Genomic DNA, 25,046 nt, shown 5'->3' on the forward strand with positions numbered 1-25,046 from the left:
TTGAACCCGAACCTTACCCCAGCCGTCCCGCCGCATGCGCGAGCAGGGTGTAGACGAGGCCGGTCTCCGAGGTCAGGTGGCCGCGCAGCGCCTGCGGACCGCGATCCTCCCGGGCAACTTCGTCGAGCAAGCGTTCGAACTCGGCGATGTAGCGGTCGACCGTCTGCTTGAAGGTACGGTCGGCGCGGTATTTGCGGGCGACCTCATCGAAAGCCTTCTGGCCGGCGGGCGTGTAGAGCCGTTTGGTGAAAGCCTTGCTCTCGCCGCGCTGATAGCGATCCCACATCTCGGCCGCGAGATTGCGATCCATCAGCCGGCCGATGTCGAGCGACAGCGATTCCAGCGGATTGGCCGGGCTTTGCTGCGCGCGCGGGCGGGGAGCCTCGCGACCGCTCGGACCACCGGCGTCGGTACGGCTGAGCAGGTCCGACAGCCAGCCGTCGCGACCGCCATCCTGGTTGCTCGCCGGGCTGACCGGCGGCGCTTCGGTGCGGCGCGTCGCCGGCATGCCGAGATCCGGCGGCGGCAGGTTCGACGCGCTGGCGGTGTCGCGCATGCGCACGTCATTGCGGGCGCCGCCAGCGGCTGCTGCCATCACGGGTTCTTCCTGGCGTTGCACGCTGGCGCGGCTCGTCGTCATGACGTCGAGGCCGCGGCCGTGATGGGCGACGATCCGGTTGAGTTCGGCCAGCGCCTCGATCTGGTCGACGATCACCTTGCGCATCTGCGCGGTGTTGTCGGCGGCCTCCTGCGGCATTTCGAGCACGCCGCGGCGCAGTTCGTTGCGGGTCGCCTCGAGCTCGTGATGCATCTCGGAGGCCATCTGCTTCATGGCCACCACCATGGCGCCGAACTTCTCGGTCGACTGCTTGAACATCGCGTCCGTTTCGGCGTTGCTCTGCTGGTACAGTTCGTTCATGGCGTCGATGGTCTGGTGCCGCTCGTTTTCGGCTGCGACACGGACCGCTTCGAACTGACGGCTGATCGCGGCAGAACCGGCGCCGGCGGTTTCCGCCACCACGCGGGCGATGTCGCGGGCGCGTTCCTCGGCGGCGGCAAGCGATTCATCCAGCAAGCCGGTGAAGCGCGACAGCCGCTGATCAAGGTCGGTGGTGCGCAGATCGATGGTGGTCACCAGCGATTCAAGTTGCGATTTGCGTTCGGCGACAGACGTCGTGGTGGTGCGGTTGGCCTGTTCGACCGCCGTGGCGGCATCGACCAGCGCCTTGCCGTGGATTTCGAACTCGCTCGACAGCGAGCCGAGATCCTCCAGCGCCTTCGAGGTCTTGCTGTTGAAGGTGGTGAGCTGGTCTTCCAGCGTCTGGGTCGCGACGCCGTTGCGCGAGGTGACGTCGTTCATGGCGGACACGAAGTCGGCCACGCGGGTCACCAAGGCGCGCTCCAGCGAGTTGAGGTTGTCGTGAGCGCCGGTCAGCACTTCCTGCAGCAGGATGTTGCCTTCACGCAGCCGCTCGAACAGCGCGACGGTGTCGGTGCGCAGGATCTTGCTGGTCTCCTGCATTTCGGTGACGGCCGCGATCGAAACCTGACGCGACTGGTCGATGGCCGAACGCGACGACTGCTCGAGATCCTTCAGCGACTTGGCCACCGCGCCGGTAGCCATATCGCCCGCGGAGGTGATCGTGCGGGCGACTTCCGAGCCATGGGTCGCCATCGATTGCGAGAACGCCTGGCCCCTTGTCTCGATCGACTTCAGCGAGTCGGCGGTGACGCGGTCGAGCTCGGTCGTGAGCTGGGTGGTCTTGGCGCTGAGCGCCTCGACCAGCGAACCACGGCGGCTGTCCACGATCTGCGCCAGACGATCGGTCTGCTGCTGAACGTAGGTCACGATTTCGTCGGTCTTGCCGGTCATCGTCGAGCCGAAATTGCTGCTGGCCGACAGCACCGAGCGTTCGATGTCGGCCGAGGTCGTCTTGACCTTGGAGCTGACTTCGTTCGACGCGGCGACGAGTGCACTCTGTGCATTCTGCGCGCTGGCCTGGATCGCGTTCTGCGCGGTCTGCGCCGTGGTCTGGATGTTGTCGGTGGTGGCGGCGGTGACCGCTGCGAGCGAACGCTCGATGTCGCTGGCGATTGCCTTGATCTGGCTTGCGGCGTCGGCCGAGGTCGCGGCGAACGAGCTCTGCGCTTCGCGCGCGGTGCCGAGGATCGCGGCGGCGGTGCCGGCGCCGACCGCGCTCAGCGTGCGTTCGACATCGATGGCCAGCGACTTGACGTGGTCGGCGGCTTCCGTCGACGCGGTAGTGAGCGCGCTCTGCGCTTCACGGGCGCCCGATGTGATCGACTCGGCGGTGGCATTGCCTGCCATCGAGAGCGAACGTTGCATGTCGGCTGCCAGCGACGCGACCTTGGTCGCGACATCCGTTGATGCGGTGAGGAGGGCGTTCTGGGCTTCGCGTGCACCCGATGTGATGGCCTCGGCAGTGGCGGTGCCGGCCGCAGACAGCGAACGCTCGACGTCGGCCGTGAGCGACTTGACCTGGCTGGTTGCATCCGTGGAAACGGTGACGAGGGTGTTCTGGGCTTCGCGTGCTCCTGATGTGATGGCCTCGGCGGTGGCGGTACCGGCGGCCGAGAGCGAGCGTTCGACGTCGGCAGCGAGCGACTTGACGTGGCTGGCCGCATCCGCGGACGCGTTGATGAGGGTGTTCTGGGCGTCGCGGGCACCGGCGGTAATCGATTCCGCGGTGGCGGTGCCGGCGATCGACAGCGAGCGCTGCACGTCGGCGGCGAGCGACTTGACCTGGTTCGCCGCATCCGTGGACGCGTTGACCAGCGTGCTCTGCGCCTCGCGGGCGCCGGCGGTAATCGATTCGGCGGTGGCGGTGCCGGCGATCGACAGCGAGCGCTGCACATCGGCGGCCAGCGACTTGACCTGGTTGGTGGCCTCCGTCGAGGCCGCGATCAAGGTGTTCTGGGCTTCGCGGGCGCCGGTCGTGACGGCTTCGGCAGTGGCGGATCCGGCGGCCGACAGGGCACGTTCGACGTCGGCTGCGAGCGACTTGACCTGGCTTGCCGCGTCCGCGGACGCCGTAACCAGCGTGGTCTGGGCCTCGCGGGCGCCGGAGAGTACCGACGCAGCGGTGGCGTTGCCGGCGGCCGAGAGCGTGCGCTCGACGTCGTCGGCCAGCAATTTGATCTGGGACGCCGCTTCGCTGGAAGCCGAGACCAGCGAGGTCTGGGCCTCGCGGGCGCTGGTGAGGATCGAGTTCGCGGCACCGGTGCCGACGGCGGTGAGGGAGCTTTCGACCTCGGCCGATGTCAGCCTCAGCTGGGCGCCGACATCGGACGAAACCGTGAGCAGCGCCTGCTGCGCGGTACGCGCGCCGGTCTGGATGGTTTCAGAGGTGTTGACCACGAGGTTGGTGAGCGAGCGCTCGGCGTCCTCGACGTGCGACCTGATGCCCGAGGACAACAGCTCGGCGCGCGCCATGAGGTCGTCGCTGGCCTGACGGCCGCTGCTTTCGATACGGCCGGCCACGGCTTCGACGCGCGAGCCGAGCAAATCCTCGAACTGGGCGACGCGCATGTCGATGTCGGTGGCGACGGCGCCGACCCGGGTTTCGATACCCTGGTGGATATCCTGGAACCGCGCCGCGATGGTGTCGATCAGATAGGCGCTGCGGCCGTCGATGGTCTGGGTCACGCTGGTGATGCGCTGGTCCACGGCTTCGACTGCCTGTGCGGTGCCAACCGTCAGCGACGTGGTGACGTTGGTGAGGCGCTGGTCGATGGCTTCGACGGCCTGCGCGGTGCCAACGGTCAGCGACGTGGTGACATTGCCGAGGCGCTGGTCTATGGCTTCGACCGCTTGCGCGGTGCCAACGGTCAGCGACGTGGTGACGTTGCCGAGGCGCTGGTCGATGGCTTCGACTGCTTGCGCAGCGCCGACGGTCAGCGAGGTGGTGACGTTGGTGAGGCGCTGGTCGATAGCTTCGACGGCCTGCGCGGCGCCAACCGTCAGCGACGTCGTCAGGTTGGTGAGGCGGGAGTCGATCGACTGGATGGCCTGCGTGGTGCCTCCGGTCAGCGACGAGGTGAGTTCGGTGAGACGCGAGTCGATCGAGTGGATTGCCTGCGCGGCACCATCGGTCAACGAGCTCGCCAGTGTGCCGAGGCGATCATCGATCGTCTCGGTGACGGACCTGGCGCGGGTGTCGAAGGTCTGTTCGAGCGCTTTCAGGCGGCCGTCGACGGTCTCGTCGAACGACCGGATCTTGGTGTCGAGCGAGTTGTCGAGGTGGTTGACGCGCGTGCTCAGCGTGGTTTCGAACTGCAGCAGGCGCTGATCGAGCGAGGCGGTGATCTCGCCGCTGTTGGAGATCAGGCGGGTGTCGAAGGTGTCGACATAGTTCTTCAGGCTCTCGGCGATGTCCTGCGTCCGCTGGCCCATGCGGTCGACGATCTCGCCGCCGAAGGTTTTGACGGTGCGGTCGAATTCGGAGATGTGACGGGTGATCAGGGCGCCGAGCGTGCCTGAGTCGCGGGCGAATTTCTCGACCAGTTCGCTGCCCTGGTTCTTCACCAGTTCGTCGAACGCGCTCATCTGCAGCGAGAGGCTGTCATGCGCGGTCTCGGTCTGGCTGACGACCTTGGCGACCAGCGAGTTCACGGTCACGTCGAGCGCGTCGCTGGCCTTGTCGCCGGAGGTCATGATGCGGGTCGCCAGGCGGTTGCCGGCCTCGTCGATCTTGCTGACGAGATCGCCGCTGCGCAGCTCGAGCTCGAGCAGCAGCGAGTCGCTGGAATTCTTCAGGGAGTCGTGGACCTGTTCGGTGCGGTCGGAAATGCCGTCGACGATGGTCGAGGAACGCTGCTCGAACTCGCCGGTGATGCGGTCGATGCGTTCGTTCAGCATCTCGTGGACGCGATCGGCCAGATCGACGAACTCGTCATGGACGTGGCCGGTCTTGAAGTTGAGGCTGGTGGTCAGCCGCTCCGAGGCGTCGAGCACGGCGCGCGTGGTCTCGGCGCTGGCTTCCTCGAGGCGGTCGAGCAGGTCGCCGCCGCGCTCGCCGAGCGCGAGGATCATGTTGTCGCCGGCATGGCTCAAGGCGGTGGTGATGTGGGCGCCGCGTTCTTCCAGCGCGCCGGTGATGCTTTTCGCGACTTCGTCGACGCGCGAGGCGATCGCGTCCGAGATCAGCGCGATGTCGTGGCGCAGGTCGATCTGCACGCCGGAAATGGCGCTGCGAACCTGCTCGGCCTGGCCGACCAGATTGTCGCGCTGATGGGCGATATCCTGCAGCAACGCGCGGATGCGCACTTCGTTGTCGGAATAGGCACGCTCCAGCGCCGCGACTTCGTTGGCCACCAGCGTTTCCAGTTCGCCGGCGCGCGCGATCGCGCGTTCGACGCCGTCGCCCATCGCAGCGACTTCGCGGCGGATCGCCTGGCCGACCGTCACCATCGAGTCCGAGGCGGCACCTTCGGGCTCGGAGAAGCGGATCGCGACCTGCGCCATCGATTGCGCGATCATCCGCATTTCCTGGCCGCGCCAGGCAAGGCTGGCGAGGAAATAGAACAGCAGCACCGGCGCAAAGAACAGCGCGGCAAGGCCGCCCAGCACCAGCACGCCGCCGCTCTGTCCCATTGCGGCCTGCAGCGAAGGCAGGAACGCGGCGGTCAGCAGTGCGCAGCCGACGATCCAGACGCCGGCGAACACGGTGGCAAGCGTATAGACGCCGCGGGCAGGACGGCCCTTCTGGATTGCCTGGAGAATTTGTCCGATGGTTTCGCGGTCGTCGTTGGCGGCGCGACGCGGGGCGCGCGGCTCTTCGATCGGATCGAAGACCTGGCGGTCGACGCCAGACCGCGTATCAACGCGCGTATCGAACGGGGTTTCGGAATAGGCCGGGGGCGTGGACGAAATGCTTGATGGCGAAAGGTCGTTGTTGCCGATCGAATTGCGATTGGGATCGACAGTGGTGTCACTGATGTTCAGCGCTTCCTGAATGGCGGAAAGCGCGACTTCGGTGGGATCTTTGACCTTCTTGGGATTGTTCGCCATGTTCAGTCGAGCCCTCTTACTTTTTACGCGTCCAGCTGGTCTTGCAAACGCCCCCGCAAGCCCAAGCCGGATCTTTGCCCCCACACGGACGCAGCCGCGCCCCGTCGGCGGCTTGTCCGCTACATCCGCAAACATCCTATTGGTTGAGTGATGCGAATGAAATGGCCGCGATTAAGACTTTCTTAATCATCGTTAACAGCTTTGTGGCTTAAGGCCTTACGGATACTCGAAATTCCCGTGGGAGACCGTCCTTTGCGGCAAGTCCTCGGCGAAAAGTAGGCAAAGTTGCGGCAATTCCGGTGAACGTTCCATTAACCAGTTTCGTGATTGGGTGGCCAAAACGGCCCTGCCTGGATCGGTCCGGCGGGGAGATGTGGGTCAGGCCATGCCGCTTCACCTTGAACGGATACAATGGATGCCATCGCCGCCGCTCGCTCCCGATGACGGTCCGATCGATTTCGAACACCTTAAGCGCATGACGCTTGACGATGCCGGCCTCGAACAGGAGGTGCTGGCGATGTTCGCGGCCCAGTCGGCCAAGCTGATGGCCATGCTTGCCACCGTGCCGGCAGATGCCGATGCGCTGGCCCATACGCTGAAGGGCTCGGCCCGCGCGATCGGCGCCTTCGGTGTGGCGGAAACCGCCGCCCGGCTGGAGGCGGTTCTTGCCGATGGCGCCGATCCGTCCCGCCTTGTTGCCGAACTCGACGAGGCCATTGCGCGGGCGCGGGCGGCGATCGAGGCGATTCTGCGCCGGTCCTGACGCGGGCCTGCGTCTGACGCCCGCCAAAACCCCGCCAAATTAGCCCCTTAGGTTTTCGTTCCGACCGCTGGCGCTGTGCGGATCGACCCGTTATAGGACTGCCGGGGACCCTCCTACCGTATACCGGCAGCACGAGCGATCATGGCCAAAATCCACTTTGTCGACCATTCCGGCGAAAAACGAACCATTGAAGTCGAAAACGGCGCGACCGTGATGGAAGCCGCGATCCGCAACGCCATTCCGGGCATCGAAGCCGAATGCGGCGGGGCCTGCGCCTGCGCGACCTGCCACGTCTATGTCGAGGAAGAATGGCGCGAGAAGGTCGGCTCGCCCACGCCGATGGAAGAGGACATGCTGGATTTCGGCTTCGACGTACGGCCGAATTCGCGCCTGTCGTGCCAGATCAAGGTCTCCGACGAACTCGACGGCCTCGTGGTCTCCACGCCGGAACGGCAGGCGTAGAACCTCGTCCGGCTCCGCCGGATGGTTCAGCGCGCCCCGGCGCGCTCCCTTTCGACCAGTCCCTCATCGACCGCATAAACCGCGCAGTCGGCGGCAGCCTTTGCGCATGCGGCAAGGGCCGCGTCCTGCGCCGCGACGGCGGACCGCTGCCCGGCACGGTAGCCAAAGCCGCCGGTCGGGGACACCGCAAATGCCTTGTGAGGGCTCGCGGACAAATAATCTGCAAAGGCTGAGCGGCCTTTTTCACCCAAGCGGGGCGGCGGCGAAAGCGCTGCCGGAAGCGGTGCTGCGGCCAGTTCCCGCGTTCCCAGGTTCTGCTCGTGCAGGAAGCGATCGACCATCGGGGTCCATAGCGCAATGCCCCTCGAGAACAGCGTGTGGCCGTCGTCGCGGAACGCAGGGGCGTCGATCAATTCGGCGCGCCCGCCGGCGCCGGTGAACGCCGCGTGCATCCGGTGCGCGAGGTCGGGGCGAAAGAACTTGTCGTTCTCCGCATAGATCCACAGCGTCGGAATTCGCGACGTCCGGCCGAGCGCCGCAAATGCCCGCACCAGTGCCGCCTCGTCGCAGACATCGTCATCGGCACGTGAACCGCGCCCGCCGGCGAAGCTGATCGCGGCGACGAGTCCGGGCGGCGCAGTGGCGGCGAGCGCGATGCTGGCAAAGCCGCCCGCCGAGGAGCCGACCGCGATCATGCCGCTTATGGAAACGTCGGTGCGGTCCTGCATGGCGCGGATCGCGGCGGCCAAATCTTCGGCAGACGCCCGGGCCGATCGCAAATAATCACGATTGGCGCAGCGACCGTTGCTCTCGGCATATCGGCCGCCGGACTCGCCATAGCCTCGCCGCATCACGACCAGCGCTGCGAAACCGCGCCGCGCGAATTCGATCGCCTGCCGGTACATGCCATACGGCGACATGTCGGCTCGCGCGGTGTGATCGCGCGGTGCGCCGTGGCTGATCAGCGCCAGTGGATAGCGTCCGCTGCCCGAGGGCCGCACCAGCATTGCCTCAAGGCCCACCGTTTCCGCAGCCGCCATCGGAATGCGCAAATCCTCGCGATGGTATCCATCGGCCGCGGCGGGCTTTATCGTCGCGGAGACGATCAACACCGCCAGCAGCGCGGCGCGCATTATCGTCCGTCCATTCCGCGCCGCAGCCAGCGCTGGAAGTTTCCGATGATCTCCTCGGTCAGCGGTGTCGGCTTTCGTGTCGCCTCATTGAGCAGCACCGATATCGATTGCGCCGAGGCGACGCATGTGCCTTCGGAGAACACCACCTGATCGAAGGTCACGGAGGTGCGGCCGAATTTCACGACCCCGAGCCCCATCTCGATGGTGCCCGGCCAGCGCAGCTCGGCGCGAAAATGGATGTCGAGCCGGACCATGATCCAGCTGACGCCGTCCGGCATCAGCCCATAGCTGCGGTCCTTCATCAGCGTGACGCGGCCGGTTTCGAAATAGGTCGCATAGACCGCGTTGTTGACGTGCTGGTTGGGGTCGAGGTCGGCGAAACGCACATTGTCGGTCAGCCGGTAGGGGAAATCCTCCAGGCGCGGCGTTGAATCGAGGCGGGCAGGGGCGTTCACGGGGCGGTCTCCGAACGTTTCACGTTGTTACAGCCCAGTTATCCTGCTCCGGCAAGGGGTTGAGGCGAAGGCCACCTGCCATATTATGGCTTTCCTGTTCCACCGGCGTTGGCTAGACAGACGCTGCCCCAGAAGCGCCGCCCAGGCCATCGGCGCGGTCCAACCGAAAAGAAGCTGAGATGAGCGAAGCGATCAAAACCGATGTGCTGATTATTGGTGCAGGTCCTTGCGGACTGTTCGCCGTGTTCGAATTGGGCCTCCTCGATATGAAGACGCATCTGGTCGACATCCTCGACAAGATCGGCGGCCAGTGCGCCGAGCTCTATCCGGAAAAACCGATCTACGACATTCCCGGCATTCCCTTTGTCACCGGCCAGGGCCTCACCGACGCGCTGCTGGAGCAGATCAAGCCGTTCAATCCGACCTTTCACCTCAACGAGATGGTGGAGACGATCGAGAAGATCGGCGATCCTCTCTTTCGCGTCACCACCGACGCCGGCCAGGTGTTCGAATGCAAGGTGGTCGTGATCTCCGCGGGCGGCGGCTCGTTCCAGCCCAAGCGCCCGCCGGTGCCGGGCATCGAGGCCTATGAGGGCACCTCGGTGTTCTACGCGGTGCGCAAGATGGAGCAGTTCCGCGACAAGAATATCCTGATTGTCGGCGGCGGCGATTCCGCACTCGACTGGACGCTCAATCTGCACCCCATTGCCAAGCACGTGACGCTGCTGCATCGGCGCGATGATTTCCGCGCCGCTCCACACAGCGTCGAACAGATGCGTGCACTGGTGGCTTCCGGAAAAATGGACCTGAAGATCGGTCAGGTCACCTCGCTTGAAGGCGAGGGCGGCAAGCTCTCGGGCGCCATGATGAAAGGCAACGACAACGCGGTCTCGAAGGTCGAGTGCGATACCATGCTGCCGTTCTTCGGGCTGACCATGAAGCTCGGACCGGTTGCGAACTGGGGCGTTGCGCTCGAGAACAATCTGGTGCCGGTCGAAACCGCCGCCTTCGAAACCAATGTGTCAGGCATATTTGCGATCGGCGACATCAATACCTATCCGGGCAAGCTGAAGCTGATCCTGAGCGGATTCCACGAGGGCGCGCTGATGGCGCAGAAGGCGCATCGCTACGTCTATCCGGACAAGCGCCTCGTCTTCCAGTACACGACCTCGTCATCGAGCCTGCAGAAGAAGCTCGGCGTCAACTGACAGCCGGCGCATCTAACGAAAGTATTTGACTAAGAGTTCGACTGACGTTCTTTTTACAGCAGCGCCCCTGAGCTGTCCCATTCGGAGAGCACCGTGAAACGTTGGTCGAACCGAGTGAGGCGGTGCGCGGTCATCTTGTTTTTGTGCTCCCTGCTGCCGGCGGGTAGCGCCGTCGGTAGCGAGAGTTCGGACGACACCATCAAGGTCGGCGTCCTGCATTCGCTCTCCGGCACCATGGCCATCAGCGAAACCACGCTGAAGGACACCGTCCTCTTCCTGATCGACGAGCAGAACAAGAAGGGCGGCATACTCGGCAAGAAGCTCGAGGCCGTCGTGGTCGACCCGGCGTCGAACTGGCCGCTGTTCGCGGAAAAGGCCCGCGAGCTGATCACCAAGGACAAGGTCTCCGTCGTGTTCGGCTGCTGGACCTCGGTGTCGCGCAAATCCGTGCTCCCGGTGTTCAAGGAGCTGAACTCGATCCTGTTCTACCCCGTGCAGTACGAGGGAGAAGAGAGCGAGCGCAACGTGTTCTACACCGGGGCGGCGCCGAACCAGCAGGCGATCCCCGCGGTCGACTATCTGATGAAGCACGAGAAGGTGCAGCGCTGGGTGCTGGCCGGCACCGACTACGTCTATCCGCGCACCACCAACAGGATCCTCGAAGCCTACTTGAAGTCGAAAGGCGTTGCGCAGGAAGATATCATGATCAATTACACGCCGTTCGGTCATTCGAACTGGCGGACGATCGTGGCCGACATCAAGAAGTTCGGCTCGGCCGGCAAGAGGACCGCCGTCGTTTCCACCATCAACGGCGACGCCAACGTTCCCTTCTACAAGGAACTCGGCAACCAGGGCATCAAGGCGAGCGACATTCCGGTTGTCGCGTTCTCGGTCGGCGAAGAAGAACTCGCCGGCATCGACACCAGGCCACTGCTCGGTCATCTGGCCGCCTGGAACTACTTCCAGTCGATCAAGGATCCGGCCAACGAGAAGTTCATCAAGGCCTGGCAGGCCTATACCAAGAATCCGAAGCGCGACACCAACGATCCGATGGAAGCCTCCTATATTGGCTTCAACATGTGGGTGAAGGCGGTTGAGAAGGTGAAGTCGACCGATCCGGACAAGGTGATCGACGCGCTGCCGGGCATCGAAACTCCAAATCTGACCGGCGGCATCGCGAAGATGCTTCCGAACCATCACATCACCAAGCCGGTGTTCATTGGTGAAGTCAAAATCAATGGTCAGTTCGACGTGGTGTGGAAGGCCCCGGGCCTGGTGGCCGGCGATGCGTGGTCGAACGAACTCGAGGGCTCCAGGGACCTGATCGGCGACTGGGTTGGCAGGAAGTGCGGCAACTACAACACCAAGACCAACAAGTGCGGAGGCCATTGAAGCCGGTTTGCGTATCGAGCCGGTTCCTGGCTCTTGCTGGCGATGATTCCAACGAAAATATGACCGAATGGCCGCGGCTCGTTCGCCGCGGTCTCGCGTTCGTCCGTCCAGGCACTGGAACCGTCCGTGAAATGGCCTTAGTCTGCGGCCATTCATTTTGTGAATAAGTCAGGTGATGACGATGCGAAATGCGCTTTCCTTGATTCGACTGATATTGCCGATCGTGATGGGCTTTGCGTTCGTTTGCGAACTTGCTGCGCAAACGGCGGAGCCGTCAGCCGCCGGGCTGTGGCAAAAGGTCGAGAAGGGCAAGCCGGTCGGATGGTTTCTGGTGGTCGATCGCGACGGCCTCTATGAAGGCGCGTTTGCCAAGCTTTTTCCTGAGCCAGGCGATGCTCCCAATCCGGTCTGCTCAAAATGCACCGACGATCGAAAAGATCAGCCGTGGCTCGGGCTCTCGTTCATTCGCGACATGAAACGCGACGGACTGAAATACGAGAACGGCAATGTGCTCGATCCGCGCGACGGCAAGATCTACAAAGCCAAGATGACGCTCAGTCCCGACGGACAGACGTTGACCATGCGCGGCTATCTCGGCTTCTCGTTATTGGGCAGGGACGAGGTCTGGACCCGGCTGCCGGATACTTCGATAGCAACGCTCGACCCCGCCATCATCGCGAAATACCTGCCGGCACAGGCGGCGGCGATGAAGCAGCCTGCTCCGAAAGCGCCCGCCCCAAAGAAGGCGACGACGCCGGCGCTCGCGCCGCCACCTGGAGCGCCGGCCCCCGCGCGTTAGAGCGTTTTCCAGCGAAGTAGACACCGGTTCGCGTGAAGAAAACGCGTCAAAACAAGAATCTAAAGCTCCGTTCCGATTCCATCGGAACGGAAAAAGGCTGTAGCGGTGGCCGTTCGGCCAAAGGGCTTCAAATCTCCGACTTCAGGTCGGCGAAAGCCTCTTTGAGGTAAGCGGCGATAGGTCGCTTTCCCTCCTCGCGGTTCCAGTTATCGATCGCGAGACGTAGTGCTCCGATCGACATCATCGCGACGACGCGGAGCGCAGGCTGCCGCTTGGGCTGCGGCCACATCTGGCAGAGCGCGTCGAATACCGCTTGTTCCTTCTCTACATATTTCGCCTGGTGTCGGATGCGAAGCGACTCGTTCGCGCACATCAGGCGTTCGATCACCCTGGTTTGCTTGTAATCGGCCTGAAAGCGCAACGTCAGCTCCAATAAGGCGCTCTTCACGGCGTTGAGGGGGGACTGTTTGGTCGATTGCTCCAGCAAGGCGGCTCGCAGGGTCTCGTTGAAACCGCCGTCCTGCCACGCCAGCAAAATCTCTTCCTTGGACTTGAAGTAGTAGAAGAACGTTCGCCGCGAGATCCCCGCGGCCTCCGCGATCGCATCGAGCGTGGTGGCCTCGTAGCCGTTGGTCAGAAACAGTTTCAGGCCTTGCTCGGCGATGCGATGCAGCGTCGCACGCCGCTTCCGCTCTCGCAGGCCTTCCTCCTTGGGGGACGAATTTTCCATGGCCCCTTCTGGCACGAATATATTTCCTTGCAAAATTACACTAAGTGCAAATACAATATTACACCCAGTGCGAATTGTGTTCAAGAAGAGGCAGCATGAAGAGCAGGATTGGCGGCGGTGCATCGTTGCGGCGTGTTCAGTCCGCTGCAGTTGGTCAGGACGGTACAACCGGGGCTGCCTCGCGGCCCCGACGGTCCGGCGAGGGCGTGCCGGCCACCATCACGCGACGGGGCCTCGGCGCAATGCTGCTCGCCGTCGCCGTCACGGCTGCCGTTCCGGCCAATCCCGCGGCAGCGGAGGCCGTGGCGCCCGCTTTTCGCGTCGTTGATTTCGAGTGGGTCGACCCGACGCGTTCGCGGACCATTCCCGCGCGCCTGCACTGGCCCGCGAATATCGCGCCGGGAGCGCGCGTGCCGCTCATTGTGTTCTCCCACGGGATGGGCGGCTCCCGCCGGGGATATAGCTATCTCGGCAAGTATTGGGCCGCGCGCGGCGTTGCCAGCCTGCATGTTCAGCACGCGGGCAGCGACTCGTCGCTCTGGGCCGGCAATCCCCTTACCGTCGTCGACCGTTTGCAGCGAGCGGCTCACGAGAGCGAGGCGCTTGCCCGGGTCTGGGATTTGCGCTTCGCGCTCGACCGCGTGCTGCTCGGCGGCGTCGGCCCCTACGGAGCCCAGATCGACCGTCGGCGCATCGTGGCGGCTGGTCATTCGTATGGCGCGAACACGGCGCTGCTTGCCGTCGGCGCGCGCGTGATGCGCGAAGGGCAGTGGGTCGAGGCCCGCGACCCGCGCTTTGCTGCGGCGATCGTGATCTCCGCGCCGCCGTTCTACGGTGAAACCGATCTGGCTCCGGTGCTGAGCAAAATCACTGTTCCCACTCTGCATGTGACCGCCACCAATGATGTCATCCAAATTCCCGGGTATTACTCGCCCGCGGCCGACCGGCTCGCCGTCTTCGACGCAATGGCCGCACCGCGCAAGCTGCTCGCCGTATTCGAAGGCGGGTCGCACAGCATATTCACAGACCGCTCGTTCACGGGCGGTCCGGCCCTCAACCCGAAAGTGAAGGCCGCCACGGCAGAGCTCACGCTGGCTTTTCTCGATATGGCCTTCGACGGCAACGGTACGGCGATGACGCGTTGGAATGCGACATGGCAACCTATTCTGGCGTCCGCGCCCGGGTCAGCGCTTTCGCCGGCTCTGAGCGCCCGTTCCCGCCGGGTGGTGCAGGGTTCAGCGATCGGCTTGCCGGTTACGCCATGAGGTGGCTCGTCGTCGCGGCGTTGGGCTGGATGGCCGGGGGCTGCTCGGCCGTACAACTGGAGCGGTCCGGCTCGTTGGCGTCCTACGACAATCTGACCCCGTCCGACGGGCTTCTGACCAAGTCGCAGGTTCGGGTCAGCAAGGCCGAGATTCTCGCAGCAAAGACCCTGCGGATCGAGCCAACCGCCCTCACGGCAGCCGCCGCGCGCGTGCCCTTCTCGGACGAGCAGCGCAGGCTGATCAAGAATACGGTCAGCAGAGCCATGTGCCTTGCGCTGAGCGAGCGCTTCCGGATCGTGGCACCGGCGGAGACGGCGGATCTGAGCGTCCGTGCGGTGATCATCCACGTGGCGCCGACCGATGCGACCGCCGCCGGCGTCTCCAAGGTCGCGAGCGTCGTGCCGTCGATCGTTGCTCCTGGTGTACCGATCCCCGTCCCGCGGCTTCCGATCGGGCTCGGGAGCCTCGCCGTGGAGGCCGAGGCCCGTGATCGTAACGGCAGCCAAAAGGCCGCCATGATCTGGGCGCGTGGCGCGAATTCCTTTACCAGCTCGCCGCGCGTGTCGAGCGACGGGGACGCCTATGATCTCGCTTCTGCCTTCGGAGACGATTTCGGGAAATTGCTGGTCACGGCCGAGAGTCCGTTCGGAAAAATTTCGTCACCGCCATCGATCGCCAGATTGCAGGCCTCGCTCGGCGGCGCGCCGAAGGAGGTGGCTTGTGAAGCATTCGGGCGAGCGCCGGGACTGGTTGGCATGATCGGCGAGAGGATTGGACTGCCGCCGGATTGGACCGACCGAGGTACGCCAGCAAACGAGATCCACCCTGAACCTGCTCCGCGTGTCGACACGAAGGCAGTTTCCGCGCTCGAACGCTAACGCGTCCCCGGAAATCCCGGGATCGGCGATACCGGCTGCGAAATCACTTCAGGTACGGCGGCATCCAGTTGCAGCACGGCAGCCGCGGCCGGCAGTGCCGCGTCCGCCATTGCGGCGTGGCCTTCGGCGGTGGGATGCACAGCGCCGCCATACACCGCCGACAGGACCCCCCAGGTCGCGTCGTGGATGTCGGCAGGCTGCTGCGACGACGGCAAGCCCTGCGGATAGGTCATTGCCGCGAAATAGCTGTCATTGGCGTCGCGGATCCAGCGCGCGCGGGGCAGATAGGCGCGATATTCCCCGGCGCTGCGGCCGCACAGCATCGGCTGGCTGGCGGCGGTGACGATATCAGGATCGAAGCTCTCGCCGCGGGCCGAGAAACATTGGCGATCGAACTCGGGATCGCTCTCCGCACGCGCGCAGAAACCGTGGTTCGCAAAGGTCGCCTGATGCGCATCGACAAAGGTCATGCGGTCGGCGCGCGGGTTGCGGCACAGGATGCCGGATTGGCACAGCGCGAGCGCCTTCAGCTGCGGCAGGAATTCGCCCTCGACAAAGTTAGAGACCGCGGCGAGCCGCTGCGGCTCGGCGTTGAACGAGGGATGAATATCAAAGCCCGCCCGTCCGCCGGGGCAGGGTGCGCCGTTATTGGCCAGCGTCGGGTTGGCGTAGGAGGTGTAGACCACGCGAGACATGTCGCCGACCAGCGGCTTTAACGCCTCACGCAGCTTGGCGAATCCTTGCGGCAGGTCGCGCATCAATGCGCCGCGTGCGTCGTCGACCGATGCCAGCACGCCGCTGCGCCGGAACAGGGCGCGCTCCGTCGCCGTGTCCACGATCACGTCGGCGACGAGCCCCGAAAAATAAATGTCGTTGGCGCCGATCGACAGCAGCACCAGATCGAGCTTGCGGTCAGGCTGCCGGCTTTTGGCCGCCGTAACGGCTTCGCGCAATTCGGAGAGCTGGGCATTGACCGTGCCCCGGCAGCTGCCGGATTTCGACGGCGGGCAGTCACGGGCGCGCTGCGAGCCGAACAGGCCGTCGGCGATGGTGGCGCCGGTGCAGGCCAGCGGCAGATACGTCACCGCGATATGCGGATATTGTACGGCGAGCGCCAATGCGGTCCGCGTCTGGTAGCTGTAGAGCGAGCGGTGGCAGGCTGCATTGAGCCAGAGCGCGCTCTGCCGCTGCCAAACGGCCATCGTATCCGGCGCTTCACAGGCCCGTCCGCCTTTATAGCCGGCGCGGCTTGGACGGTAATATTGCGAGGCGGCCGTTCCCAGATAGGAGCGGAAACAAAAGCCTTCATCGGACAGCGCGATAGGCCGGTCCGGATTTCCCTCGCCGGAAGCGATGCTGTCGCCGAGGCCGGCGATGAAGATGTCGCGCACCGAGATCTCTGTGGCGACGCGCTGGCCACCGTCCGAGCCGGCGGAGACGTCGACGCTGGCAACGGTGGTACGTCCATAGCGGACCCGGAAATTGACCGGCTCGGCGCAGTCGAAGGTGGATCCTTGCGGTCCGTCGCCATCGTCAAACGACCAGGCGCAGGTGGCGCCGACAGGAACCTGTCCCGTCAGGCGGACGGTGATGGGATGATCGATCGGCGTCAGATAGCTTTCCTTGACGTTATCGCGCGTGCAGGGCTCGCTGACGCGGCCGGCAAGATCGATGCAAAGCCGGTTCACGGTGTTTCGTGCCCAGCCGCGGCCGTCGCTTTGCAATCCCAGCGCCTGTTCGGCGGCCAGAACGCTGCGGCCGCGGCCACTTTCGGAATGCAGCTGAAAATCCCGTTCTTCCCGGAACAGGCGGAAGCGGTTGCGGACCTCCCACGAAATCTGCATGGCGCCTTGGGGCGCGGTCTGCGCTTGAGCAGGGGGAGGCGATAACGCCGCCATCGCGCCGGCGAGCAGCGCGACTGATGTTATCGATCGAGGTAAAATTCCGGCCATGGCGCGTTTGACGTTAGCGGTAAGGCAGAAATAAGAGAATGAGGCAGTCCTAGCCCAAAAGTCTGGAGGGCAACAATTTGCCGTTACCGAACCTGGTGAGCAGGAACCCCCAAGGCGAAACCCGGTGCTAGGACTGGCGGCTCTTGATCGGCTGCCGCACCCGGGCGGACGCCGTGCAGGCGTCTGCGAGCCGTCGGCGTTCGTACCAAGGCTGCAACACACTGAGCCAGAGTTCGCGCACACCCATGATCGAGATCGAGATCGCGAACGGAAGCAGGAAATACAGGATCCGGAATACCACGAGCGTCGCCAGCAATTGTTCCTTGCCGAACTGGGGCAGCGCTACCAGCATCGCGGCGTCGAACACGCCGATGCTGCCCGGCGCATGGCTGGCGAAGCCGAGAAGTGTTGCGAGGATGAAGACCACCGCCAGCGAAACGAAATCGATATGGGGCTGCGTCGGCATCAACAGATACATCGCCAGCGCGCAAAATCCGAGATCGATCACGCCGATCGCGACCTGCAGCAGCGTCAGCCGCGCCGAGGGCAGCACCACCTTCCAGCCGTTCTGGCCGAGTTCGCGGCGGCTGTCTCCGGTGACCAGCCAGAGGAAATAGGCCGCGATGCCGGCGAGGCAGCCGAGTGCGATCAGCCGGTTCACCGATGGCGGCAGCAGGTCCATGGCCGTCGCCGCTTCGGGATGCCAGGCCATGCCCATGCCGAGCACGAACAGGTTGCCGAGCCAGAAGGTCAGGCCCGAGAGGAAACAGATTTTGGCGACATCGATCGCGCTCAGGCCGTAGTCGGAATAGATCCGGAAACGGATCGCGCCGCCGGTAAAAACGGTGGCGCCGATGTTGTGGCCGATGGTGTAGCTGGTGAAACTCGACAGCGCAGCGATGCGATAGGGGACGTGCGTTTTGCCGATGGTTCGCAGCGCAAAGAAATCATAGAAGGTCAGCGTGCAAAACGCGCCTACCACGCACAGTGCAGCCAGCGCGATGCGATGCGGCGCGATTTCCGTCAGCGCGGTCAGGATGATCGCGGTGTCGACCCCCTTCAGGGTGTTAACCAGATGGGTGACCGCAAGAATGATGATGAGGAGACTCGCAGCGATCCCTAGCCGTTTCCAGCCGATCTTCTCCTTGAAGCCACGCCCAAGCGTGGTCAGCAGCCGATGCATTCATCCTCCCGGCGGGATGGCAAAAGAAAACCTGTCAAACGAGGCGACAGGGACGGTCAGACGCACCGTGCGCGAAGACACATAAGCCAAAATCGAACCGTTGTGCAGCCCTTGACAAGCCTAGCATCTGCGTTCGTTCGGTAACCCTGTCATACGTCCTACATATCCGGCCGCGTTAACGATTGTGAGTCGCGGCCAGGCGTGTTCCCAACGCTCTCTTGCAAGCGCCGTTCCGCTGTTACCGGGGCCGCCCCGCGTAGATCGGCTTGAGGACGGACCGGGGTTTCGCATTCCCAAGCCGGGGACGGGTATTCGGAGGCATCACGACCATGAACGGCTTGTTCATCCCGAATTGCGGACATCTAAGATTACGCTGAGAGACAACTCGTGAAAGCGTCGCCGCCTTGGACGCCCGAGAACGCGGCCGAAAAGCAGCTTAAACGGGGCTTTTTCTGTCATCTCGACGAAACGGACGCATGCCCGGAAAGGTGCTTCCGCTGCGGGGACCGGTGGGCAAGGCGGTCAATGGCCCGTCGATCGACGCCATCATCCAGAAGGCCGACCAAGTCGTGGACGAGGTCGCGGCCGTGCTGGATGCTACCGCTCAGCAATGTCGCCTGCGCCGCTGCGCTTGACGAGATCTCGCTGTGACCGTCCGGGCGGAAGCTGCCGCGCGACCATACGCTGGCGGAGCCCACGGTTGGTCTGCAGGCCGCGAGCTGATTTGTCCGGCCATTGAGGCAAAACGCCGCGCGTGAAAATCGCGCGCGTTCTTGCGTCCGTGGCTGCGATTCTGGCCGGCCTGCTGCTGCCGGAGCGGGTGCTCACCACCTGGGAATCAGTTCGCCGGTTCGTCGTTTCAGGTGACAGCGGAAATCACCGGGTGATGGCGGGAACCCGCAACCCGCACGCGAGGACGCGAAGCATTTATTCACCATCGGAGCAGACGAAACCGCGTCGGTTACCTCACATGCACCATTAGCGCCGTCATTACAGAGGGCTAGCAGGGGTCTGTGATGTATCAAGTTCTGAATTGCCTGGTCACCGAGCATGATTTGCGGCTGGTCGTTCTCGGCGGCATCATTTGCTGGCTCGCCAGCGCGGTAGCGGTCAGCCTGTTTCATCGGGCCCGGGCTTCTCACGGTCGCACCCGCGCGATCTGGGTCGGCCTTGATGCCGCGGTCGGCGGCTGCGGAATCTGGGCTACCCACTTCGTGGCGATGCTGGCCTACGATCCCGGCTCGGGGGCCGGTTACAATATTCCGGTCACGCTGTTGTCGCTGATCTTCGCCGTGTCGATCGCGGCGGCCGGCCTCAGCATCGCCCTGCTCAATGATCGCCGGTCGACGCTTGCGATGGGCGGTGCGGTTGTTGGCGCTGGCGTCGCAGCGATGCACTACACCGGCATGATGGCGCTCGAGCTTCCGGCGCGCATCGTCTGGTCGCCCGGCATCGTGCTGGCATCCGTCGTGTTCGGGAGCGTGTTCGCAGGCCTGGCGCTCGTTGTCGCCGCGCGCCGGGACGACCGCAAACATACCGTGGCTGCCACGGGCCTGCTGACGATCGCGATCGTTTCCCACCATTTCACGGCGATGGGCGCCGTGACGCTCGTTGCCGATCCGACCCTCGTCATCGATGAATTGACGATCTCACCGGCGGCGCTTTCCTTTCTGACCGCGGTGGCGGCGTTCGCCATTCTCGGCATAACGTTCGTGGCGGCGATACTCGATCGCCGTTCAAGCAGCGAGCTGCATCAGCAGAAGGTTCTGCTCGACTCGGCCATCACAAACATGTCGCAGGGACTTTGCATGTTCGATGCGGACGGCCGCATCATGCTGTTCAACCAGCGCTACAGCGAGATGATGGATCGGACCAATATGTCCCTGCAGGGCCGTTTGTTGGTCGACGTTCTCAAGGATCAGAAAGCGATCGGCAAATGGGACGGCGATCCGGATGAATTCTTCAACATTGTGGTGACCGCGGCGAAGGCCGGCGAGAGCCTGAACCGGGTCGTCACCCGCAACGGACGTTCGATCCGCGTCGTCGATCAGCCCAAAGAGGGCGGTGGTTGGGTCGCGACCTTCGAGGACATCACCGAATGGCAGGCGGCCCAGGAGCAGATCACGCATATGGCGCGCCACGACGCGCTCACCAATCTGCCGAACCGGACGCTGTTCCGCGAGCAGCTTGAGAAGGCGCTGCGCCTGGTCAAGCGCAGCGATCAGCTCGCGGTATTCTGTCTCGATCTCGATCATTTCAAGGAAATCAACGACTCGCTCGGTCATCCGGTCGGCGACGCGCTGCTGAGGGAAGTCGCCCGCCGGCTCGGCGAATGTGTCACCGAGCACGATACGGTTGCGCGACTTGGCGGCGACGAATTCGCGGTCGTGCAGTTCTGCAGCGACTGCGATCCGTCGGCGGTGGCCTTGCTTGCCAGCCACATCGTCGAGAAGATCGGCGAGCCCTACGATATCGGAGGGCACCAACTCGTCGTCGGCGTCAGCATCGGGATCTCGCTGGCGCCCGAGGACGGCAAGAACCCCGATGAGTTGCTGAAGAAGGCCGATCTCGCCCTCTATCGCGCCAAAGCGGATGGCCGCGGCACTTATCGCTTTTTCGAGAGCGGAATGGATGCCCGCGCCCAGGCGCGGCGCATTCTGGAACTGGATTTGCGCGCGGCGCTGCAACGGGACGAGTTCGAGGTCTATTATCAACCGATCCGCGATGTCGCCAGCGACAGCGTCGTCGCGTTCGAGGCCCTGGTACGCTGGAACCATTCGCTGCGCGGCATGATCTCGCCCGCGAATTTCATTCCGTTGGCGGAGGAAACCGCCCTGATCATTCCGCTCGGCGATTGGGTGCTTCGGCAGGCCTGCATTGACGCCGCAGGCTGGTCCGAGGATATCACCGTCGCCGTCAATCTTTCGCCGGTGCAGTTCAAGAATCCGAACCTGATCTTGTCCGTCAAATCAGCGTTGCAGGCCGCCGGTCTTCCGGCACATCGTCTCGAACTGGAGATCACGGAATCGGTGCTGTTGCAGAACAGCGAGGCGACGCTGGCGGTTCTGCACGAGCTGCGCGGCTTTGGCGTCAGGATCTCGCTCGACGACTTCGGAACGGGCTATTCGTCGCTTAGCTATCTGCGCAGTTTCCCGTTCGACAAGATCAAGATCGACCGTTCGTTCGTCACTGAACTGGCCACGCGCGACGATTCCATGGCCATCGTCCGCGCCGTCACCGGATTGGGCAAGAGTCTCGGGATCGTCACCACGGCGGAGGGCGTCGAGACGGAGGCCCAGTTCGATCTGCTGCGCCGCGAAGGATGCACGCAGGCCCAGGGCTATCTGTTCAGCAGGCCGCGTCCCGCCGCCGAAGTGGCCGCGATGCTGTCGAAGCCGCGCGCGCGCATCGTCGCATAATCGCAGAGCGTTTTCGAGCGAAGTGGATACCGGTTCGCATAGCAATCAAGTTTACGCAGATTGCGTAGACTTATCTGCGGTAGAAAACGCGTCAAAAGAGGAATCGAGTTTGAAGTTACGCCTTACGCAGCGCGAAATGCGCGCCGCAGAACGCCATCGCGGCGCCGAGGCATAACGCCGCAAGTCCCGAAAGCACACCCGAAATCGTCGGGATCGGGCTCGGTGCGGAGGCTGCCTGGCCGGCGCCAGCCAGGATCAGCACGCCGACCGCGATCAGGAACTGGCGCATCCGCTGCGGGATTTGGCCGGACACCGCACTGTGCATCAGATTGGCGGTGAAATAGCCGCTGCAAAACCCGACGCTCGCAATCAGCCACCACGCAATGGCCGCGCCCGCGGGCATGAATTCACGGGTATCGGATCGCCACAGGCCGCCGAGGTCGAGGCCGTAGCGCGCGCCCAGCATGTGAACGGCAAGCGCCAGCAGCACCCCGGATATCATCGCGCCGGCCAGAATCAGGCGTCGCGGAAAATAGGTCGTCTCGGCCATGGCCTGCTTGTAAGGTAAAGCCGGCTGGCCGCGCAAGCTGCGCGCTCGGCCGCTACCGGGATTTTTCAATTGCCAACCTCGTTACCCAACAGGACGGAGACATCGGGGAATAGCGCGCCCGAGACCCGCTACGTCTACAAGGCGTCGCTGATCGGATCGGCGCATGAATTCAAGCTGACCGATGCCGGCTTGTCCTGGCATATTTCGGGCAAGTCCGGTGTCTGGGACTATGCCGACATCGCGTCGATCCGCCTCAGTTACAAGCCGTCGTCGATGCAGTCCCGCCGTTTCCGCGCCGACCTCCAGGGCAGGGATGGTGGACGCATCACCATTCTCTCGACCACCTGGCAAACCGTCTCGCTGATGGTGCCGCAGGATCGCGACTATCGTGCCTTCATCACCGAGTTGCATCGGCGCATGGCGAAGGCGGGCAGCAAGGCCGCGTTGATCGCCGGTATCGGACGGATCACCTACGCCGCGGCCCTTGCGATGGTGACGTTGCTCGGCATCGCGATGGCCGGACTTCTGGTGCGCGCGTTCGCGACCGGTGAATGGTACGGCGCGTTGTTTCTGGTTGGCTTCGTCGCGCTGTTCAGCTGGCAGATCGGCGGCTTCATCAAACGCAACCGGCCGCGCGCTTACGACTTCGATCATTTGCCGCAGGCGTTGCTGCCGTAGCTTGCGCAATCAAGCGCAATCAAATGTGACTTCGCCAAGCGCGCCGCATGCGGCATCGTGGCAATGCGTTCCCCGCGGTTGGATGAGCATTGCTGCGAGCATGAAGTGACGGATCGAAGCACGCGATTGCCGACCGAGGCCGAGATTGCCGCCATCGATGCGCAGCATTTGATCAGCACGCCGTTGAAGCCGGCCGATCTGCTGTTCGTGTTCGGCACCCGCGTCGATGTCGAAGAGCGCGTCGATGAAGCCTTCAGGCTGTGGCGGGACGGTTATTTTCGCTGGTCGATCGTCAGCGGCGGGATCACGCCGGGATCGGAGCGCTCGGAATGCGAAATCATTGCCGATGCGATGATTGCGCGCGGCATCCCGCCCGGACGGGTCCTGCGGGAAGATCGCGCGATGAACACCGGCGAGAACGTGATCTTCTCGCTCCCGGTCATCGACGCCGCGCTTGGACTGATTAACATCCGCAGCGTGATTTGCCTCGGCAATACCTGGACCGCGCGCCGCTATCCGATGACGCTGCACCGGCACTGGCCGGAAGTGGAGAAAATGCTGGTCACGGTCGACAGTTTTGCGACACCGCGGTCGCTCTGGCACACCGATCCCGAATTCAGGCGGCGCATGCTCTTCGAATGGGACAAGATCGAGCCGTACAAGGCGAAAGGCTTCATCGCCGAGTGGCCGTGAAATGAGGGCGACCGGTCTATTCGGTCGATTCGAAATCTTCTTCGCTCGCGCGCAGCATTCCCGCCAGCGTCCGCAGCGCCGCATCAAGCTGGTCGACGGGGGGCGCCGCCAGCGCCAGCCTTATTGCGTTCGGCGCATGTCCGGGGCTCACCGCAAAGGTCGACGAGGGCGTCAAGGCGATGTCCCGGCGGGCAGCGGCGGCGACGAAAGTCTGCGACCGCCAGTGGTGCGGCAGCGTCAGCCACAGATGGTAGGATTTCGGGTTGGCCTGCAACTCGAAGCCGGCCAGCCGTTCGGCGGCAATGTGCTGGCGCCGCTGCGCATCGATGCGCTTTAGTCTGACGAGTTCGGACGCGGTGCCGTCGGCCATCATGCGTTGTGCGGCCGCGAAGGCGTATCCCGACGCTGTCCATCCGCCGGAACGAACCGATGCCATGATGCTCTCGCGCAAACGTGGCGGCGGAACGATGAAGCCGAGCGCCAGACCCGGTGCGACCTTCTTGGAAAGACTGTCGAGCACGACGCAGCGATCGGGCGCCAGTGCCGCCAGCGGAGCCTCGTCGTCGAGGAATCCATAGACCGCGTCTTCGATGATGGTGAGATCGAGCTTCTCGACGACGCGCAGCAACTCGGTGCGGCGCGAGGCCGGCATGGTCATGCCCAATGGATTCTGGACCGTCGGCTGGATGTACAGCGCTGTCAGATGCGCTTCACGGTGGGCCTTTTGCACGGCGTCGGGACGCACGCCGTGTTCGTCCATCGTCAGCGGCACCAGTGTCACGCCGATCCGGGCGGCGATGCCCTTGATGAAAGGATAGGTCAGGGCCTCCACGCCGCAACGGCCGCCGGCCGGTACGATCGCGGCCAATGCGGCGGCGATGCATTGCCGGCCGTTGGCGGTGAAGACGATCTGCTCCGCGCGCGCCGACCAGCCGTTTTGCGAGAGGAAATCCGCCGCGATATTTCTTGCCGCTTGCGTGCCGGCGCTGGTGCCTTGCCGCAACGCGATTTCGAGGGCTTCCGGCCGCTCCAGTCCTTCGAGGCTTTTCGCAATCAGGGCCGATTGCGTCGGCAGCAGCGGATAATTGACTTCCAGATCGATGCGGGCGCCGCGCGGTTCGGTTAGCGTGGTGAGCGTGCGGGGCGCCTGTCCGGAAATGAACGTGCCGCGTCCGACTTCGCCGACCACCAGGCCTCGCCGTAACAATTCCGTGTAGACGCGGCTCGCGGTGGAGACCGCGATCTTGCGCTCATAGGCAAAACTGCGCTGCGGCGGCAGGCGATCGCCCGGTTTGAGCCCGCCATTGGCGATCTCGGAGGCAACGGCATCGGCAAGCCTGAGATATTCGAACTTTGACATAATTGCACCGAGAGCAATGTTTTACTTGCACCGAGAAATGTACCGGATCATTTTGAACCTATCAAGCCTGAGATTGCACTGAGGAGAGTGCAAAC

19 protein-coding genes are annotated in these 25,046 nt (G+C 63.9%); 11 read left to right on the plus strand and 8 right to left on the minus strand.

Annotation, left to right across the window (positions count from 1 at the left end; translation table 11 throughout):
- Positions 1–13: 13 nt before the first annotated feature.
- Complete coding sequence (locus JQ558_RS35590) at positions 14–6,031, minus strand: negative regulator of septation ring formation (RefSeq protein WP_212296604.1); 6,018 nt, start codon at positions 6,029–6,031, stop codon at positions 14–16.
- Between the two features lie 385 nt (positions 6,032–6,416).
- Here JQ558_RS35590 and JQ558_RS35595 point away from each other — a divergent pair, with 385 nt between their 5' ends.
- Both JQ558_RS35595 and JQ558_RS35600 read left to right on the plus strand, forming a co-directional pair.
- Complete coding sequence (locus JQ558_RS35595) at positions 6,417–6,794, plus strand: Hpt domain-containing protein (protein ID WP_212214294.1); 378 nt, start codon at positions 6,417–6,419, stop codon at positions 6,792–6,794.
- 141 nt (positions 6,795–6,935) lie between these two features.
- Positions 6,936–7,256 (plus strand): 2Fe-2S iron-sulfur cluster-binding protein, encoded by a 321-nt coding sequence (locus JQ558_RS35600; protein WP_192737738.1) that lies wholly within the window; start codon positions 6,936–6,938, stop codon positions 7,254–7,256.
- 26 nt (positions 7,257–7,282) lie between these two features.
- On the opposite strand, the gene JQ558_RS35605 is transcribed toward JQ558_RS35600, so the two are convergent.
- Both JQ558_RS35605 and JQ558_RS35610 read right to left on the minus strand, forming a co-directional pair.
- Positions 7,283–8,389 (minus strand): S9 family peptidase, encoded by a 1,107-nt coding sequence (locus JQ558_RS35605; RefSeq protein ID WP_212296605.1) that lies wholly within the window; start codon positions 8,387–8,389, stop codon positions 7,283–7,285.
- Positions 8,389–8,844 carry a thioesterase family protein gene (locus tag JQ558_RS35610; protein ID WP_212296606.1) on the minus strand — a complete coding sequence of 152 codons (456 nt, stop codon included), beginning with the start codon at positions 8,842–8,844 and terminating at the stop codon, positions 8,389–8,391. Before JQ558_RS35610 ends, JQ558_RS35605 begins: the two co-directional genes overlap by 1 nt.
- Before the next feature lie 179 nt (positions 8,845–9,023).
- Here JQ558_RS35610 and JQ558_RS35615 point away from each other — a divergent pair, with 179 nt between their 5' ends.
- The 3 genes from JQ558_RS35615 to JQ558_RS35625 all read left to right on the plus strand — a co-directional run bounded on the left by JQ558_RS35615 (position 9,024) and on the right by JQ558_RS35625 (position 12,243).
- The gene (locus JQ558_RS35615) at positions 9,024–10,052 is read left to right on the plus strand and encodes an NAD(P)/FAD-dependent oxidoreductase (protein ID WP_212214284.1); all 1,029 of its coding nucleotides are present in this window, start codon (positions 9,024–9,026) and stop codon (positions 10,050–10,052) included.
- Between the two features lie 135 nt (positions 10,053–10,187).
- Entirely contained in the window at positions 10,188–11,444 is a 1,257-nt protein-coding gene (gene urtA / locus JQ558_RS35620; protein WP_249142779.1) for an urea ABC transporter substrate-binding protein, read from the plus strand.
- 181 nt (positions 11,445–11,625) lie between these two features.
- On the plus strand, positions 11,626–12,243 hold the full coding sequence (locus tag JQ558_RS35625; RefSeq protein ID WP_409363441.1) for a DUF2147 domain-containing protein: 618 nt from the start codon (positions 11,626–11,628) through the stop codon (positions 12,241–12,243).
- A gap of 127 nt (positions 12,244–12,370) precedes the next feature.
- Here the strand turns inward: JQ558_RS35625 and JQ558_RS35630 are convergent, their stop codons facing one another.
- Positions 12,371–12,973: a TetR/AcrR family transcriptional regulator gene (locus JQ558_RS35630; RefSeq protein ID WP_212214279.1), complete on the minus strand. Its 603-nt coding sequence runs from the start codon at positions 12,971–12,973 to the stop codon at positions 12,371–12,373.
- Between the two features lie 242 nt (positions 12,974–13,215).
- Here JQ558_RS35630 and JQ558_RS35635 point away from each other — a divergent pair, with 242 nt between their 5' ends.
- Together JQ558_RS35635 and JQ558_RS35640 are read left to right on the plus strand one after the other, a co-directional pair.
- Positions 13,216–14,238, plus strand: coding sequence for an acetylhydrolase (locus JQ558_RS35635; protein WP_212296607.1), 1,023 nt, complete (start codon positions 13,216–13,218; stop codon positions 14,236–14,238).
- A 29-nt stretch (positions 14,239–14,267) separates the two neighbouring features.
- Complete coding sequence (locus JQ558_RS35640; RefSeq protein ID WP_249142782.1) at positions 14,268–15,116, plus strand: DUF3313 domain-containing protein; 849 nt, start codon at positions 14,268–14,270, stop codon at positions 15,114–15,116.
- Here JQ558_RS35640 and JQ558_RS35645 read toward each other — a convergent pair.
- The gene (locus tag JQ558_RS35645; protein ID WP_212296618.1) at positions 15,113–17,014 is read right to left on the minus strand and encodes a hypothetical protein; all 1,902 of its coding nucleotides are present in this window, start codon (positions 17,012–17,014) and stop codon (positions 15,113–15,115) included. The genes JQ558_RS35640 and JQ558_RS35645 overlap by 4 nt on opposite strands.
- 181 nt (positions 17,015–17,195) lie before the next feature.
- Positions 17,196–18,251 (minus strand): YbhN family protein, encoded by a 1,056-nt coding sequence (locus JQ558_RS35650; RefSeq protein ID WP_212296609.1) that lies wholly within the window; start codon positions 18,249–18,251, stop codon positions 17,196–17,198.
- Positions 18,252–18,727: 476 nt separating this feature from the next.
- Here JQ558_RS35650 and JQ558_RS35655 point away from each other — a divergent pair, with 476 nt between their 5' ends.
- Both JQ558_RS35655 and JQ558_RS35660 read left to right on the plus strand, forming a co-directional pair.
- The gene (locus tag JQ558_RS35655; RefSeq protein WP_212214268.1) at positions 18,728–18,886 is read left to right on the plus strand and encodes a hypothetical protein; all 159 of its coding nucleotides are present in this window, start codon (positions 18,728–18,730) and stop codon (positions 18,884–18,886) included.
- A gap of 381 nt (positions 18,887–19,267) precedes the next feature.
- On the plus strand, positions 19,268–21,670 hold the full coding sequence (locus JQ558_RS35660) for an EAL domain-containing protein (RefSeq protein ID WP_212296610.1): 2,403 nt from the start codon (positions 19,268–19,270) through the stop codon (positions 21,668–21,670).
- Between the two features lie 115 nt (positions 21,671–21,785).
- Here the strand turns inward: JQ558_RS35660 and JQ558_RS35665 are convergent, their stop codons facing one another.
- Positions 21,786–22,220, minus strand: a complete 435-nt coding sequence (locus tag JQ558_RS35665) for a hypothetical protein (protein WP_212214264.1) — start codon at positions 22,218–22,220, stop codon at positions 21,786–21,788.
- Positions 22,221–22,289: 69 nt separating this feature from the next.
- Here JQ558_RS35665 and JQ558_RS35670 point away from each other — a divergent pair, with 69 nt between their 5' ends.
- Entirely contained in the window at positions 22,290–22,898 is a 609-nt protein-coding gene (locus JQ558_RS35670) for a hypothetical protein (RefSeq protein ID WP_212296611.1), read from the plus strand.
- A 105-nt stretch (positions 22,899–23,003) separates the two neighbouring features.
- Complete coding sequence (locus JQ558_RS35675) at positions 23,004–23,591, plus strand: YdcF family protein (RefSeq protein ID WP_212296612.1); 588 nt, start codon at positions 23,004–23,006, stop codon at positions 23,589–23,591.
- Between the two features lie 16 nt (positions 23,592–23,607).
- Here JQ558_RS35675 and JQ558_RS35680 read toward each other — a convergent pair whose 3' ends face one another.
- Positions 23,608–24,951 carry a PLP-dependent aminotransferase family protein gene (locus tag JQ558_RS35680; protein ID WP_212214257.1) on the minus strand — a complete coding sequence of 448 codons (1,344 nt, stop codon included), beginning with the start codon at positions 24,949–24,951 and terminating at the stop codon, positions 23,608–23,610.
- Positions 24,952–25,046 lie beyond the last annotated feature (95 nt).

Source organism: Bradyrhizobium sp. AUGA SZCCT0160, from assembly GCF_018130105.1.
Classification (GTDB): domain Bacteria; phylum Pseudomonadota; class Alphaproteobacteria; order Rhizobiales; family Xanthobacteraceae; genus Bradyrhizobium.